Annotated in this window: 13 protein-coding genes; 10 read left to right on the forward strand and 3 right to left on the reverse strand. The window is 33.7% G+C overall.

What is annotated here, in order from left to right:
* Positions 1 to 110 precede the first annotated feature (110 nt).
* A complete protein-coding gene (locus tag BM239_RS10890; protein WP_092208488.1) occupies positions 111 to 623 on the forward strand; it encodes a hypothetical protein in 513 nt (170 codons plus the stop codon).
* 123 nt (positions 624 to 746) lie between these two features.
* Positions 747 to 1,694 carry a phosphoribosylaminoimidazolesuccinocarboxamide synthase gene (locus BM239_RS10895; protein ID WP_092208490.1) on the forward strand — a complete coding sequence of 316 codons (948 nt, stop codon included), beginning with the start codon at positions 747 to 749 and terminating at the stop codon, positions 1,692 to 1,694.
* Between the two features lie 75 nt (positions 1,695 to 1,769).
* Here BM239_RS10895 and BM239_RS10900 read toward each other — a convergent pair whose 3' ends face one another.
* Both BM239_RS10900 and BM239_RS10905 read right to left on the reverse strand, forming a co-directional pair.
* Positions 1,770 to 2,444, reverse strand: coding sequence for a T9SS type A sorting domain-containing protein (locus BM239_RS10900; protein ID WP_092208492.1), 675 nt, complete (start codon positions 2,442 to 2,444; stop codon positions 1,770 to 1,772).
* 257 nt (positions 2,445 to 2,701) lie between these two features.
* A complete protein-coding gene (locus BM239_RS10905) occupies positions 2,702 to 3,229 on the reverse strand; it encodes a DUF4833 domain-containing protein (protein WP_092208494.1) in 528 nt (175 codons plus the stop codon).
* A 186-nt stretch (positions 3,230 to 3,415) separates the two neighbouring features.
* Between BM239_RS10905 and BM239_RS10910 the strand changes: the two genes are divergently transcribed.
* From BM239_RS10910 to BM239_RS10930, 5 genes are all read left to right on the forward strand, one after another.
* Positions 3,416 to 4,789: an alanine/glycine:cation symporter family protein gene (locus BM239_RS10910; RefSeq protein WP_092208496.1), complete on the forward strand. Its 1,374-nt coding sequence runs from the start codon at positions 3,416 to 3,418 to the stop codon at positions 4,787 to 4,789.
* A 234-nt stretch (positions 4,790 to 5,023) separates the two neighbouring features.
* Positions 5,024 to 6,931 (forward strand): acetate--CoA ligase, encoded by a 1,908-nt coding sequence (gene acs, locus BM239_RS10915; protein ID WP_092208498.1) that lies wholly within the window; start codon positions 5,024 to 5,026, stop codon positions 6,929 to 6,931.
* 52 nt (positions 6,932 to 6,983) lie between these two features.
* Positions 6,984 to 8,702 carry a serine hydrolase gene (locus tag BM239_RS10920; RefSeq protein ID WP_092208500.1) on the forward strand — a complete coding sequence of 573 codons (1,719 nt, stop codon included), beginning with the start codon at positions 6,984 to 6,986 and terminating at the stop codon, positions 8,700 to 8,702.
* 103 nt (positions 8,703 to 8,805) lie between these two features.
* Complete coding sequence (locus tag BM239_RS10925) at positions 8,806 to 9,582, forward strand: NYN domain-containing protein (protein WP_092208502.1); 777 nt, start codon at positions 8,806 to 8,808, stop codon at positions 9,580 to 9,582.
* Positions 9,583 to 9,662: 80 nt separating this feature from the next.
* A complete protein-coding gene (locus BM239_RS10930) occupies positions 9,663 to 10,295 on the forward strand; it encodes a MarC family NAAT transporter (protein WP_092208504.1) in 633 nt (210 codons plus the stop codon).
* On the opposite strand, the gene BM239_RS10935 is transcribed toward BM239_RS10930, so the two are convergent.
* Positions 10,273 to 11,493 carry a multidrug effflux MFS transporter gene (locus tag BM239_RS10935; protein WP_092208506.1) on the reverse strand — a complete coding sequence of 407 codons (1,221 nt, stop codon included), beginning with the start codon at positions 11,491 to 11,493 and terminating at the stop codon, positions 10,273 to 10,275. The two genes, BM239_RS10930 and BM239_RS10935, sit on opposite strands and share 23 nt — an antisense overlap.
* Positions 11,494 to 11,629: 136 nt before the next feature.
* On the opposite strand from BM239_RS10935, the gene BM239_RS10940 reads away from it, so the two are divergent.
* From BM239_RS10940 to BM239_RS15320, 3 genes are all read left to right on the forward strand, one after another.
* Positions 11,630 to 12,730 carry a sensor histidine kinase gene (locus BM239_RS10940; RefSeq protein ID WP_092208508.1) on the forward strand — a complete coding sequence of 367 codons (1,101 nt, stop codon included), beginning with the start codon at positions 11,630 to 11,632 and terminating at the stop codon, positions 12,728 to 12,730.
* Between the two features lie 3 nt (positions 12,731 to 12,733).
* Complete coding sequence (locus tag BM239_RS10945) at positions 12,734 to 14,062, forward strand: sigma-54-dependent transcriptional regulator (RefSeq protein ID WP_092208510.1); 1,329 nt, start codon at positions 12,734 to 12,736, stop codon at positions 14,060 to 14,062.
* A gap of 184 nt (positions 14,063 to 14,246) precedes the next feature.
* Positions 14,247 to 14,441 carry a hypothetical protein gene (locus tag BM239_RS15320; RefSeq protein ID WP_143094916.1) on the forward strand — a complete coding sequence of 65 codons (195 nt, stop codon included), beginning with the start codon at positions 14,247 to 14,249 and terminating at the stop codon, positions 14,439 to 14,441.
* The last annotated feature ends 1 nt before the right edge of the window (position 14,442 follow it).

The following is a 14,442-nucleotide window of genomic DNA, read 5'->3' on the forward strand; positions in this document are numbered from 1 at the left end:
AGTTTGTTGTGCGAATTTTCATATAATTATATAAATATAGCCTAAAATATTATAACATAATTCTTCAAGAGTTATTGACCTTTGATGTCTAATCATAAAAAACAGATACCATGAAAAAAATATTTTTAGTAGTAGCTTTATTAGGATTAAGTCCCCTTTTCGCTCAAGATGATGATGTGGAATTAACACCAGATAATTCTTGGTTAAAAGTGGGTTTAACAGGAGGCATACCAGTGGGTGATGCTAATGATGTGTCATCATTTGCGCTAGGAGCCGACATAAGAGGTCAATACCTATTTAACCCAAATATAGCTATAGGTTTAGCTTCTGGATATACCCATTATTTTGGTAAAGATGATTTTGAAGATTTTGGCGTGATTCCAGCTGCTGGTTTTTTTAGATATTACTTTACACCAGACGGCTTGTTTTTTGGTGCTGACGTAGGTTATGGGTTTTTAGCTAATATTGATGATAACGCAGGAGGCCTGTATGTAAATCCTCAAATAGGATATCATAATCGCGATTGGAACTTTTACGCCTATTATCAAAACACTTTCGCAGAAAATGATGTTAATATCCAGAATGTAGGTGTAGGTGTTACCTATAATATCCGATTTAACTAATAATAAAAAGAATTAAAATTAATAGACTTAAAGGAGAACGATTGTGTTCTCCTTTTTTTATTTAGATTTGTTTCATTTTAATAAACAAATTACTTTTGCTTAAACACTAACAGGCCATTTCACATGAATACCATTACAGATACCAATTTTAATTTTCCAGGACAGAAAAGCCTTTATAAAGGTAAAGTTCGAGAAGTTTATAATATAAACAATGAGCAATTAGTTATGGTTGCAACAGATAGGTTAAGCGCTTTTGATGTGGTTATGCCAAAAGGAATTCCGTATAAAGGGCAAATTCTAAATCAGATTGCTACTAAAATGATGCAAGCTACAGAAGATTTGGTTCCAAACTGGCTAATTGCCACACCAGATCCAAATGTAGCGGTTGGACATTTATGCACGCCTTTTAAAGTAGAAATGGTTATTCGTGGGTACTTGTCTGGTCATGCTGCTCGTGAATATAAAGCAGGAAAACGGATGCTTTGTGGTGTGACTATGCCAGAAGGCATGAAAGAAAACGATAAATTTCCAAACCCGATAATTACACCAGCTACTAAAGCAGACATGGGAGATCATGATGAAGATATTTCACGGGAAGACATTCTTAAAAAAGGTATTGTTTCTGAAGCGGATTATAGTGTTTTAGAGGATTACACCCGCAAATTATTTCAGCGTGGTTCTGAAATAGCCGCTTCTAGAGGGCTCATTTTAGTAGACACCAAATATGAATTTGGAAAAACACAAGATGGACAAATTGTTTTGATTGATGAAATTCATACACCAGATTCCTCACGTTATTTTTATGCAGATGGCTATCAAGAACGTCAAGATAGAGGCGAAGCTCAAAAGCAACTCTCTAAAGAATTTGTGCGTCAGTGGCTAATTGCTAATAATTTTCAAGGATTAGAAGGTCAAACTGTTCCTGAAATGAGTGATGATTATATTCAAACCGTTAGTGAGCGTTATATTGAATTATATGAAAATATTACAGGTGAAACTTTTGTAAAAGGTGATGTAACGGATATTCAGAATCGTATTAAAACGCATGTGGAAGCTTATTTAAATGGTTAATTTGAAGATAGGAAGGAGCCATAAAAAAACCTTGCTGAAATAAGCAAGGTTTTTTTTGTAGGTAAATATTGGTGTTTACTTTTTAATGAATTTATAAGATTTTCCATTTTTAAACCTTAACAAGTATATTCCGTTAGCTAGGTTTTTAACATTAATGCTTTCGTTATTGGATACTTCACCTTTTTTAAGTTGAAAACCAACAATATTGTATATAGAATAGGCTTCTGTGTTATTTAAACCAAGCACTTTAATAAAATCGTTTGAAGGATTCGGGTAAATTTTAAATTCTTGCTCTAAATTAAAGCTGTTTACGCTTAAGGTGCTACTCTGTACATCTCCGGTTAAGGTTGTAATTGGAATAGGACAAAAACCAGCATCTTGCCATGTGCCCAGCGTTAAATCTGGTGGATTTGGAACTGAAGGTGTCGTGTTAAAATACAAAACAGCTGTAGAATAATCAGGTGAACCTAAAGGCCCATCATTATCTAACTGTACTTCCCATCTTGATGCAGTGCTATTCCAAATAATTCGTATTTCACAAACTCCAGCAGGGCAGCTGGTTGTAAAATTACTTGGTGTGCTCTCGTATGTATTTCTAATTGTTCCAGCGTCTGAAGTTGTTCCAGTAGCCGACAATACAAAATTCTGATTTCCCAAAGCGTTATTCGTACAGCCTTGAAACGTAATCTGTGCATTCATGTTATAAATGCAGAATAATAAAAATAAAAACGTTAGGTAATTTTTTGTCATAATAATAGATTTGGGGTTACAATATTAAAATTAGTAGGTTTAATTATTTGCTTAAAGTTACACTTTGTTGCAGGTGTAAAATACGTGTATATTTATTTTTTTTACAAGCTTTAAGTCTTTTTTATCATGATAAACATTTTAATAGAAAATTTTCATTTAAAAACTTTAATGTTGACAATTAAAAGAAAAATGGCAGAAAATTTTAGGTTGGTGCCACTCTTAAGACTAGTTGTTTTAAAAAATTGTTAACCAGATAATTAATTCATATCCAACTTTTCTGTAACCGATTTTCCCGAATTAAAATCGGTTCCGTAAAAGAGCACATATTCAGCCTGAATGCCACTTCCAAAAAACCTGTCTTTTAGTTTAACGAATAGCTTATCTAAATACATTTTTCGCTTATTAACAGTTACATAAATCCGATACTTATCAGGTTCTGTTTGCATTAAGTAAAGGTTTAAATTATTGGTAGCAGCCAATTGAAACGTTAAGACATCTGGATTAGTGTCCACGCGAGTCATACCATAGGCCATTTTTTCCTGCAAACCTGTTAATGGTTTTTTTATGCCATTTTCTGTGTAGATAATGCGGTATTCGTCAATTGGTTTTAATTTATCAATCTTATCACCATTCAAATTAACATCATATACATAGGTATTATGGTTGTTACTATGCTGTATGTAAAATAGTCGTGTTTCTGTCTTTTTTGGTTCTGGATAACCAGTTTGTGCCAAACAGATAGAACAACTAAAACAAATGATGTAAAGGATAACGGCTAACTTCATTATAATTAATCTTAAGTGCTTATTATTTATATATTTAAAAACATCTTCAACTATTTTAAATACCAATCACCAAAGTTAAACTTTAATACATAGATTCTAAAAAACAAATAACTAGCAATGTTTAAACTTTTAAATTTCCTTAAATATTGTAATGACTTTGTTACATTTATGACTACAATTTAATTTATGGAACATCTCAACCGCTATATTTCTGATTTTGCCTCGTTTGCTTGGGGTTTACCTTTACTTATTTTGCTCATTGGTGGTGGAATTTATTTGTTAATTTTATCGCGATTTTTACCATTTCGGTTTTTTATGCACGCCATTAAAGTGCTACGTGGTAAATATGATAATCCAGACGATCCAGGGGAAATTAGTCATTTTCAAGCGTTAACAACAGCGTTGTCATCTACCATTGGTATGGGTAATATTGCTGGTGTAGCCGTTGCCATTTCTATTGGAGGTCCAGGTGCTGTATTCTGGATGTGGACGAGTGCTATAATTGGTATGTCTACCAAATTTTTCACATCAACATTAGCCATTATGTATCGAGGAAGAGATAGTGCTGGCGAGTTACAAGGCGGTCCCATGTATTTTATTACTGAAGGTTTAGGGAAATCATGGAAACCTTTAGCCGTATTTTTTAGTATCTGTGGTCTGGTTGGTGCCTTGCCTGTTTTTAATGTGAATCAATTAACCCAAGCCATTAATGATATTTTATTACGGCCAAATGGTGTAGAAATAGGTTTTGAATCTAATTTAACCGTGGGAATTGTGTTGGTTATTATAACATCTGTTGTTATTTTAGGTGGTTTGAATAGAATTAGTAAAACAGCATCTAAATTGGTTCCTGCCATGGTGTTATTGTACTTTGTGTCAGTATTAATTATTTTGATTGTTAATTTTGATAAAGTGCCTAACTATTTGGGGCTTATTTTTACAGATGCTTTCAGTGCGAATTTTTATAAAGGCGACACTTTTTTAGGTGGTGTTATTGGTGGCTTGATGTTGTTAGGCATCCGTCGTGGCGCGTTTTCCAATGAAGCAGGTATTGGTACAGCACCAATGGCTCATGGAGCTGCTAAAACGTCTGAACCGGTTCGTGAAGGGTTGGTTGCCATGCTTGGTCCTGCTATAGATACTTTGGTGGTTTGTACGCTAACAGCTTTAGCAATTTTGGTAACGGGTGTTTGGCAAACTACGGATGCTAATGGTGTAAGCTTAACGGCTTCCGCTTTTGGAAATGCTATGCCTGGATTTGGTAAATATTTATTATTGATTTGTATTGCCGTTTTTAGTATTTCGTCACTGTTTTCATACTCTTATTATGGTAGTAAATGTTTGTCTTTTTTAATTGGAGCCGATAAAAAACATTATTATAACTACATGTATATTGTGAGTATTATTTTAGGTGCAACCACCTCTTTAAGTATGATGATTAACTTAATTGATGGCTTTTTTGCTCTCATGGCTTTTCCAACGATGTTTACCACACTTATGCTAGCACCACGAGTAATAAAGGAGATAAAAGCTTATCATTTTCGGACGTTTAATAAATAGTAAAGCTGTTTGAAAATATATCGTTTTCAGAAAACTTATAACTGATATTGTATTTTTTTTATCTCAAATAAAAAACGTTAAAACGAATAGAAATGTTGGGTGTTTTTCAAGATACAGCCTAGTTTAAGGGGCTAAATTGAAAATTAATGTAAACTTCTATTAACTTTTTTTGATACCATTTTTTTTGATTGTTTTAGGCTTTGTTCTATCTTTTCAACATAATTAATTTTTAGTATGAGTAACTACCACATCAAACATTTAGAAGAGTACTACCAAATTTATAGAAAATCCATTCGAGAGCCAGAAAACTTCTGGGAAGAAATAGCAGAGGAGCATTTTTTATGGCGAAAAAAATGGAATAATGTTTTAAGTTGGGATTTTTCAAAACCTGAAATAAAATGGTTTGAAGGTGCCGAATTAAACATTACCGAAAATTGTTTAGACAGGCATTTGGCAACACGTGGAGACAAAACGGCTATTTTATTTGAACCGAATAATCCAGACGAAACATCGGAACATATTTCATACCGTCAGCTATATGAACGTGTCAATCAAATGGCTCATGTGCTTAAAAATCAAGGTGTAAAAAAAGGAGATCGTGTGTGCATTTATGTCCCTATGATTCCTGAATTAGCAGTTTCAATCTTGGCTTGTGCTAGAATAGGAGCTATACATTCTGTGGTGTTTGCTGGCTTTTCATCGAAAGCGTTGTCTACACGAATTAATGATTCAGATTGTAAACTTGTAATAACTGCAGATGGTTCTTATCGTGGTGACAAAACCATCGATTTAAAAGGTATTGTAGATGAAGCTTTAAATGACTGTGACAGTGTGAAATCTGTTTTAGTAATAAAACGGATTCATTCAGAAATAACCATGAAGGCAGGTCGCGATTTTTGGTTACAACCCTTACTCGATAATGCACCTAAAGATGGAAAGGCAGAAATTATGAAAGCTGAAGATCCTTTATTTATTTTATACACCTCTGGTTCTACCGGAAAACCAAAAGGTATGGTGCATACCACAGCAGGTTATATGGTTTATACAGCCTATACCTTTAAAAATGTTTTTCAGTATAAAGAGAATGATGTGTATTGGTGTACAGCAGATATTGGCTGGATTACAGGCCATAGCTATATTGTGTATGGTCCGCTTTGTAATGGAGCAACAACAGTGATGTTTGAAGGTGTACCAAGTTATCCAGATTTTGGACGTTTTTGGGATATTGTTCAAAAGTATAAAATTACACAATTTTATACAGCACCAACGGCAATTCGGGCATTAGCAAAACAAGGAACAGAACTCATTGAGCAGTATGACTTGTCATCTTTAAAAGTTTTAGGTTCCGTAGGTGAACCCATTAATGAAGAAGCTTGGCATTGGTATAATGATAATGTAGGAAAACGTAAAAGCCCAATTATCGATTCATGGTGGCAAACCGAAACGGGAGGAATCATGATAACACCACTTCCATATGTTACACCAACCAAACCAACCTATGCCACTTTGCCTTTTATAGGTGTGCAACCCTGTATAATGGATGAAAATGGCGAAGAACTTAAAGGCAATCAAGTAGATGGCAGATTGTGCATTAAATTCCCATGGCCAAGTATTGCCAGAACAATTTGGGGCAATCATCAACGGTATAAAGACACCTACTTTTCAGCTTATAAAAATATGTATTTTACAGGTGATGGCGCCTTGCGTGATGAAGTAGGGTATTACCGAATTACAGGACGAGTGGATGATGTCATTATTGTATCCGGACATAATTTAGGCACAGCACCCATTGAAGATGCTATTAATGAACATCCAGCAGTTTCCGAATCTGCTATTGTTGGTTTTCCACATGATATTAAAGGTAATGCACTGTACGGATATGTTACACTAAAAGAATCTGGTGAAAGTCGGGACCATACTAATTTACGAAAAGAAATCAATCAAATTATTACCGAACATGTAGGACCCATTGCCAAACTAGATAAAATACAATTTACCGCAGGTTTACCTAAAACACGATCTGGTAAAATAATGCGACGTATTTTGCGAAAAATAGCTGAAAAAGATACTTCTAATTTAGGCGATATTAGCACGCTGTTGAATCCAGAATGTGTTCAGGATATTATTGATGAGGCGCTTTAATTTGCAACATTTTTTATTAAAACCGTCTCATACTATAGATAACTAATAGATTATGAAAAATTACATGCTTTTATTCTTCGCATTTTTTTTGAGTTTTAGCACTTATTCGCAAAACCAACTCATTTCTGATGCTGTTAAAAATCATATTCAAGCACGTGTAGAAAATGGTTTGAATGTGGGTATTGTTATCGGTATGATAGATGGCGAAACCACTGAATACTATAGTTTTGGGAATACATCTGTAAAATCTGGTATACCAGTTAATGAGCACACTGTTTTTGAAATAGGTTCCATTACAAAAGTATTTACAACAACGTTATTGGCAGATGAAGTTTTAAAAGGCCATATGGCTTTAACAGATCCTGCTTCTAAATATTTACCTAAATCTGTCACCTTACCAACCCGAAATGGTAAAGAAATCACGTTGAATGATTTAGCTACACATACATCAGCTTTACCAAGAATGCCTGATAATTTTAACCCGAAAGATCCTTTAAATCCCTATGTAGATTATACACCCGAAATGATGTATGTATTTTTAAACCAGCTGGAATTGACTAGGGATATTGGTGAAAAATATGAGTATTCTAATTTAGGCATGGGATTGTTAGGCCATATTTTAGAGTGGCATACAGGAAAAACTTATGAAACTTTAATAAAAGAGCGTATTACAACACCTTGTGGTATGCCAAACACGGCATTAAAACTATCCGATAATATGCGAAACCATTTAGCTTATGGCCATAGTGAAGGCCTGCAAGTTTCTAATTGGGATTTTGATGTAATTGCTGCTGCTGGTGGTATTCGTTCTACAGCTGTAGATATGATTTCGTTTCTAAAAGCCAATTTAGAAATTTCTAAAACACCTATTAATCCTGCCATGCAGTTGGCACATCAAGAAGCTTATGTTAATACGGATAGTACCTTTAATATTGGATTAGGTTGGCATTATGAAAATAAAGGTAATGTTGTTTGGCATAACGGTCGTACAGGTGGTTACACGTCATTTACAGGTTTTGTTGAGGGTTCAAAAAAAGGTGTTGTTGTATTAAGTAATGCAGCTGAAAATATGAATGCTTTAGGGTTTCACTTGTTGGGAAGCCCAACGCCTTTAGTAAATCCACAAGCCGCCATTACCACCATCATGAAAAAGGATATTGAAGCTAATAATGTGGATTCTGCTGTAAAACTATATTTTCAAACGAAAAAAGAAGCAACAGATGCTTATCGTTTTAAAGAAACAGATTTAAACCGACTAGGATATGAGTATTTAAGTGCTCATAAAAATTTGATTGCTATCAGACTATTTCAACTTACAGCCAACGAATTCCCTGCTTCCTCTAATGCTTTTGATTCGTTAGGAGAAGCCTATTTAAAGCAAGGCGATACAGCTCTGGCTATAGCTAATTACAAAAAATCATTGGAATTAAATCCAGCCAATCAAAATGCCAAAGATGTCTTGAAATCTTTAAATTTTGATGTGAGTAAAATTGTGTCAGACGTTCAGGTTTCAGAAGCTGTTTTAGACACCTATTTGGGTGTATACCAATTAGCTCCTGGTTTTAATATAACAGTAACACGAGACGGTACACAACTTTTAGCCCAAGCAACAGGGCAAAGTCAATTTAAATTATATCCGTCAGCAGTGCATAAATTTTATTTAAAAGTAGTAGATGCACAAGTTACCTTTAATGTGTCATCTGAAGGTGTTGTAAACGGTTTGACACTTCATCAAAATGGGCAAAATATGCCTGGAACTAAAATTGAGTAGTTGGTATCCTTTAAGTTAGATACTTAAAAAAGCCTTCAAAACACTGGTTTTTAAAAGCTAGTTCGTTAACTTTACATTCTACCAAATACCTAATAACACAGTAATGGAAATTAAACTAGCAGTGCTAATTGATGGCGACAATATACCGTCCGCTTACGTTAAAGAAATGATGGAAGAGATTGCAAAATATGGCAATCCAACCATAAAGCGGATATATGGCGATTGGACTAAACCGCATTTAGCAAAATGGAAAAACATGCTATTAGAAAATGCCATTACACCTATACAACAATACGGTTATACAACTGGAAAAAATGCAACCGATAGTGCCATGATTATTGATGCTATGGATATTCTATATAGCGAAAAAGTTAATGGTTTCTGCCTAGTTTCTAGCGATAGTGATTTTACAAAATTAGCCACCAGACTACGTGAAGCTGGTATGCAAGTATATGGAATTGGAGAAAAGAAAACACCAAAACCGTTTATTGTGGCCTGTGATAAGTTTATTTATATTGAAATATTGAAGCAGGCTTCTAACGATTCCGATTCCGATTCCGAAGATAAAAAGAAATCGTCTAAAGCAAATTATGATAAAATTACCTCCAAGGATATTCAGTTAATATCACAAACCATTGAAGATTTGGCAGATGATGACGGCTGGGCTTTTTTAGGAGATGTGGGTAGTTTGTTACAAAAGAAACAACCAAATTTTGATTCTCGTAATTATGGCTTTGCTAAATTAACACCACTAATAAGCTCGATTGATACTTTTGAAATTGATAAGCGTGAAAGTGGTAATGGGCGTTTCAAGCTAGTGTATGTTCGGATACAAGAAAAAAAACCTAAAAAACATTCAAGAAGAAAAAGAACGGTTTAATTTAACAATTTTCATATCATAGGTTAAACGTACCGTAACGTTCAAGTTGATTAAAAGCAGTGAATTTGTAGAAAAAAACTATGGATTTATTTTTAATCAGTTTTGGAGCATTGTTCTCCATCATGAACCCACTAGGAACCGTTCCTGTATTTGTTAGTTTAACTCAAGAAAACACTAAACGGGAACGTGCCATTACAGCATTTTGGACAGCGTTAAACGTATTTATAATACTGTTACTTTCCTTTTTTGCAGGTCAGTATATTTTATCTTTTTTTGGCATTAGTCTAAATGCCTTAAAAATAGCAGGAGGTTTAATTATAGCTTCTTCGGGATTTGCACTTCTCACCGGCAAGTTTAAGGAGCACAAGGGTATGAAACGAGATAAAGTTCAAAAAGATATCCATTCTAGAGAGGCTATATCATTAACACCTTTAGCCATCCCGATGCTTGCAGGACCAGGAACCATTTCTTTGTTAATTACCTTCAATCAGGAGTACCAATCTACCATTCAAATTGGTGTGATATTAATGGCTATGTTAGTAACAACAATTAGTATTTATCTAATTTTAAAATCGTCGCATTTTATAGTCAATTTTTTAGGAGCATCTGGTATAAATGCTTTGTCTCGTGTTATAGGGTTTATTGTTATAGCAATAGGTGTGGAGTATATTATTTCTTCAGTTGTTGCTATTATTGAAGGACTTCAACTTTAGTGTCATTTTTTACAACTAGAAATAAAAGAACCGATAAACAACCACAGATTGAAAACCCAATAAAAAGTGGGAGTACGCTTTCGGTAACAAATCCGCCAATAAAACCAGCAATTGGGACTGCCATTATGGTGCTAAAAAAACCGTTTAATGCGGCTCCAACACCAGCAATATGACCAATGGGTTCCATGGCTAAAGAGCGTAAGTTTCCAAATAAAAAACCGATAGCTGTAAACTGAAGCGCGAAGAATATTACTAATACAGAAAGATCTGGATTCATTCCAGATGAGAATATCAGAACATATAATATGGAAATAATACAAAAACAAACTGCAGCTGTAAAGGCAATGCGTCTCATGCCAAAACGCAATACTAATGTGCTATTTATAAAGGTTGAGAATCCAACAGAGATAGCCAAACTAGCAAAAATATAAGGAAATAGTTCAGCCAGATTATACTGGTATTCAAAAATCTGTTGGGAGGTACTTAAATAAACCATAAACGAGCCTGTAATCAAACCTGAAATAATAGTATATATTACAGCATCCTTGTGCCTGAAAAATTCTTTGGCACCTTCATTAAAAAGTTGCGGTGTTAACTTTGTTCTTTTAGCTTTTAAATGGGTTTCAGGTTGTCGTTTCCAAAACCAAAACATCACTATAACCCCAAAAATTAAATTGACATAAAAAATAGAATGCCAGTTATAAAACGTAATTAAAAATTGTCCTAATGTAGGTGCTATGACTGGAACTAAAATAAATATCATCACCACAAAGGACATTACTTTGGCCATATAATCTCCATGGTAAGAATCCCGAACCATAGCAATACTAATGGTTCTTGGCGCTGCCAATCCTACACCTTGCACAATTCTTCCTAAAAGCATCCACTCAAAACTGCCAGTTGTAACACATAATATACTAGCTATTACAAACAGTATAAATCCAATATATATAATAGGTTTTCTTCCAAAACTATCTGAAAGTGGCCCAAAAATAAGTTGGCCAAAACCCAAGCCTAAAAATATCATGGTTACTAATAGTTGGTTTTTAGAAGCATCAGTTATACCAAAATCAGTCGCTATATCTGGTAAGGCAGGAAGAAGTGCATCTATAGAAAGCGCTACAATAGCCATTAAAGAGGCCATGATTGCAATAAATTCAATATTAACTTTTTCTACAGATACGTTTACATTTTTCATCCTGCAAAAGTATTTATAATATATAAAGAAGGTTATATTTTAAAGCTAATTCGTTGTTAAAAAACGTAATTATTATCTCAACTTTGAATACTATAGTTTAATAGTGTAATTTTACCTTTATCGTATAAATGTTATTATGTCTCCACTCATAACCACTGAAGATAAATTAAAAGAACGCATCAAAGAATTAACGTGTTTGTACACAATTAGTTCGCATATATCTAATTGCGATTTAGATAATTTAGAGCCAACACTTCATGCTATAGCTTTGAGCTTAAAAGAGGCTATTAGATATCCACAAGACACATCGGTTGAATTAATTGTTTCTGATTTTCATATTGAAGTAGGACAAAGACCAGACGATAAAGTATTTATGTTATCTGCAATTAAGGCTTTTAATTTAAGTATTGGTTCAATTAAAGTAGGGTATTCTAAAGCAAAATATAACGAAAACAGTTTTTTAAATGAAGAAAGGCAACTGTTAGCAAAAATCTCTTTAGAATTGGGTAATTTATTCGAACGTAAGCAAATTATAGAAAAAGAAATCATTTCTAGACGGCAGGTTGAACGCGCAGACAGATTATCTATTTTAGGCGAAATTACTGCTGGAATTGCTCATGAACTTAACACGCCTTTGGCTAATATTTTAGGCTATTCAGAATTATTAAAAGATCAATTTAAAAATCAAGAATTTGTTTTAAAAGATTTAGATAAAATAATGAATAGCGCAATTTACTCCCGAGAGGTGGTAAAAAAACTGATGTTTTTTTCTTGCGATATGCCTCAACAAATGGAACTCACCAATATAGTCCCTATTATCAAAGATGCTATAAGTTTATTAAAACCTAACTTTTTAAAAAAACAAATTGCCTGTCATGTAAATATCCAGGATGAAAATATACCACTTCGCGTTGACGCTATTCAGTTAACTCAAGTTATTTTTAATTTAATTATTAATGCTATTTATTTTTCGCCAGTAGGCGGCCATATTAACGTATCGGTTTTTCAAGATAAAACTCAAGTAAATATTGAAATTAGCGATGAAGGTTCTGGAATTAATTCTAATATTGGTGATAATATTTTTAACCCTTTTTTCACTACAAAACCTGTAGGAGAAGGTTCTGGATTAGGGTTAAGCGTTGTTCATGGTATTGTAAAAAGCCATAAAGGTGTTATTAAACATAAGCATAATTCGCCTAAAGGCACTATATTTAGTATTAGTTTCCCTAAAAATTAGATTATGACATTGCATCAAGAAAATATATTATTAGTGGATGATGATATTCATATTTTAGAGTTGCTTCAACGTCACTTACAAAGTTTAAATTATCATACATATAAGGCTGTTTCTGTAAAAGAGGCTATTGGTATTCTGCAAGATAAATCTATTGATTTACTCATAACCGATTTAAAAATGCCAGGAGTAGATGGTTTGGAATTAGTAAAATATGTATCTGAACATTTTCCTGATATTCCAAAGCTAGTGGTTACAGGATATCCGTCTATTGATGGTGCTTTAGAAGTTATGAAATCTGGGGCACTGGAGTATTTAACCAAACCATTTACCAAAGAAGAACTTAAAACAGCTGTTTCCAAAGCCTTTTCAGGAAGACCTAAAAAAACAATTCAGTTACCTAATTCACAATTTCAATCTAAAAATTATGGTGATTTAATTGGTCAGTCGGAAAACTTTAAGACTGTGCTAGAGGTTATTAATCGTGTTAAAGATAATAAGGCTACTATTTTCATTTCAGGTGAAAGTGGTACCGGTAAGGAATTAGTAGCACGTGCCATTCATTATTCAGGAAAATTTGCAGCAGCTCCTTTTATAGCAGTCAATTGCGGTGCTATTCCAGAAAACCTTTTAGAATCTGAATTATTTGGGTATACAAAAGGCGCATTTACAGGTGCAGAATCTAATAGAAATGGTTTTTTTCAAGCTGCCAATAATGGAACTATTTTTTTAGATGAAATAGGAAATGCTTCTATGGCAACACAATCCCGCTTGCTACGTGTGCTACAAGAAAAGGAAGTTACCCGTGTTGGCTCGCAAAAAAATGAACCTATCGATGTGCGCGTGATTGCAGCAACAAATAGTAATTTAAAAGAACTTATTTCAAATGGACGTTTCCGAGAAGATTTGTACTATCGATTAACAGTTGTTGAAATTGATGTTCCGACACTTAAAAATCGAAAAGGTGATATTCCCTTATTAGTTGAAAAATTTTTATTCAAATATGGTGTTGAATATAAAGATAAATTTATAGGTATTACTCCAGATGCCTTGGCCGTTTTAGAGCGGTACTCATGGCCAGGAAATATTAGAGAATTGGAAAACGTTATACAACGTGCCGTTATAATGTGTGATAAACAAATTACCATTGCAGATTTACCACAACAGCTAAAACACCATATTAGTTTCCCGCAAGAAAACACCAAACTACTACCACTAAAAGTTGTTGAAAAAAACTACATTTTAAAAGTGCTTCAAGCTACCAATAATAATAAATCCCAAGCCGCTAAAATTCTTCAAATAGATAGGAAGACATTAAGCGAAAAAATTAAATAGACTGTTTAAAATACTGGGTTGTTTTTACACAGTTGGGTTATTTCTCCCCAATTTATAAATAGACTTAAATTTTCTAAAAACCATTAAACATTTAATAGTCAGATGTTTAATGTTGATTTTCTGTATTTGGTTTTTTATTGGCATGCCTGTTGCCTTTTGGTTCATGGAAATTAAAAACTAATTTATGAATCATACACTGGAAAGAAGTTTGTGCCAAGACTGCCGATTTGTACAATCGTGCAACCTCACCTCGAACAAAACATTTATTTGGTCCTGTAGTGAATATGAGCTTGCTAAAGCAGATACCAAAAAAGAAACCAAAAAAATCAATAAAACATTCGACCAAGTGTTGAATGAACCTACTGTTGCACTTATTTAAA

The organism is Algorimicrobium echini, assembly GCF_900115185.1.
Taxonomy (GTDB): Bacteria; Bacteroidota; Bacteroidia; order Flavobacteriales; family Flavobacteriaceae; genus Algorimicrobium; species Algorimicrobium echini.

Bases quoted from the DNA above. Each gene is read 5' to 3' on its own strand.
- BM239_RS10940 (WP_092208508.1), top strand. From the start codon at position 11,630: ATGTCTCCACTCATAACCACTGAAGATAAATTAAAAGAACGCATCAAA.
- BM239_RS10890 (WP_092208488.1), top strand. From the start codon at position 111: ATGAAAAAAATATTTTTAGTAGTAGCTTTATTAGGATTAAGTCCCCTT.
- BM239_RS10945 (WP_092208510.1), top strand. From the start codon at position 12,734: ATGACATTGCATCAAGAAAATATATTATTAGTGGATGATGATATTCAT.
- BM239_RS10925 (WP_092208502.1), top strand. From the start codon at position 8,806: ATGGAAATTAAACTAGCAGTGCTAATTGATGGCGACAATATACCGTCC.
- BM239_RS10920 (WP_092208500.1), top strand. From the start codon at position 6,984: ATGAAAAATTACATGCTTTTATTCTTCGCATTTTTTTTGAGTTTTAGC.
- acs (WP_092208498.1), top strand. From the start codon at position 5,024: ATGAGTAACTACCACATCAAACATTTAGAAGAGTACTACCAAATTTAT.
- BM239_RS15320 (WP_143094916.1), top strand. From the start codon at position 14,247: ATGAATCATACACTGGAAAGAAGTTTGTGCCAAGACTGCCGATTTGTA.
- BM239_RS10900 (WP_092208492.1), bottom strand. From the start codon at position 2,444: ATGACAAAAAATTACCTAACGTTTTTATTTTTATTATTCTGCATTTAT.
- BM239_RS10910 (WP_092208496.1), top strand. From the start codon at position 3,416: ATGGAACATCTCAACCGCTATATTTCTGATTTTGCCTCGTTTGCTTGG.
- BM239_RS10935 (WP_092208506.1), bottom strand. From the start codon at position 11,493: ATGAAAAATGTAAACGTATCTGTAGAAAAAGTTAATATTGAATTTATT.
- BM239_RS10905 (WP_092208494.1), bottom strand. From the start codon at position 3,229: ATGAAGTTAGCCGTTATCCTTTACATCATTTGTTTTAGTTGTTCTATC.
- BM239_RS10895 (WP_092208490.1), top strand. From the start codon at position 747: ATGAATACCATTACAGATACCAATTTTAATTTTCCAGGACAGAAAAGC.
- BM239_RS10930 (WP_092208504.1), top strand. From the start codon at position 9,663: ATGGATTTATTTTTAATCAGTTTTGGAGCATTGTTCTCCATCATGAAC.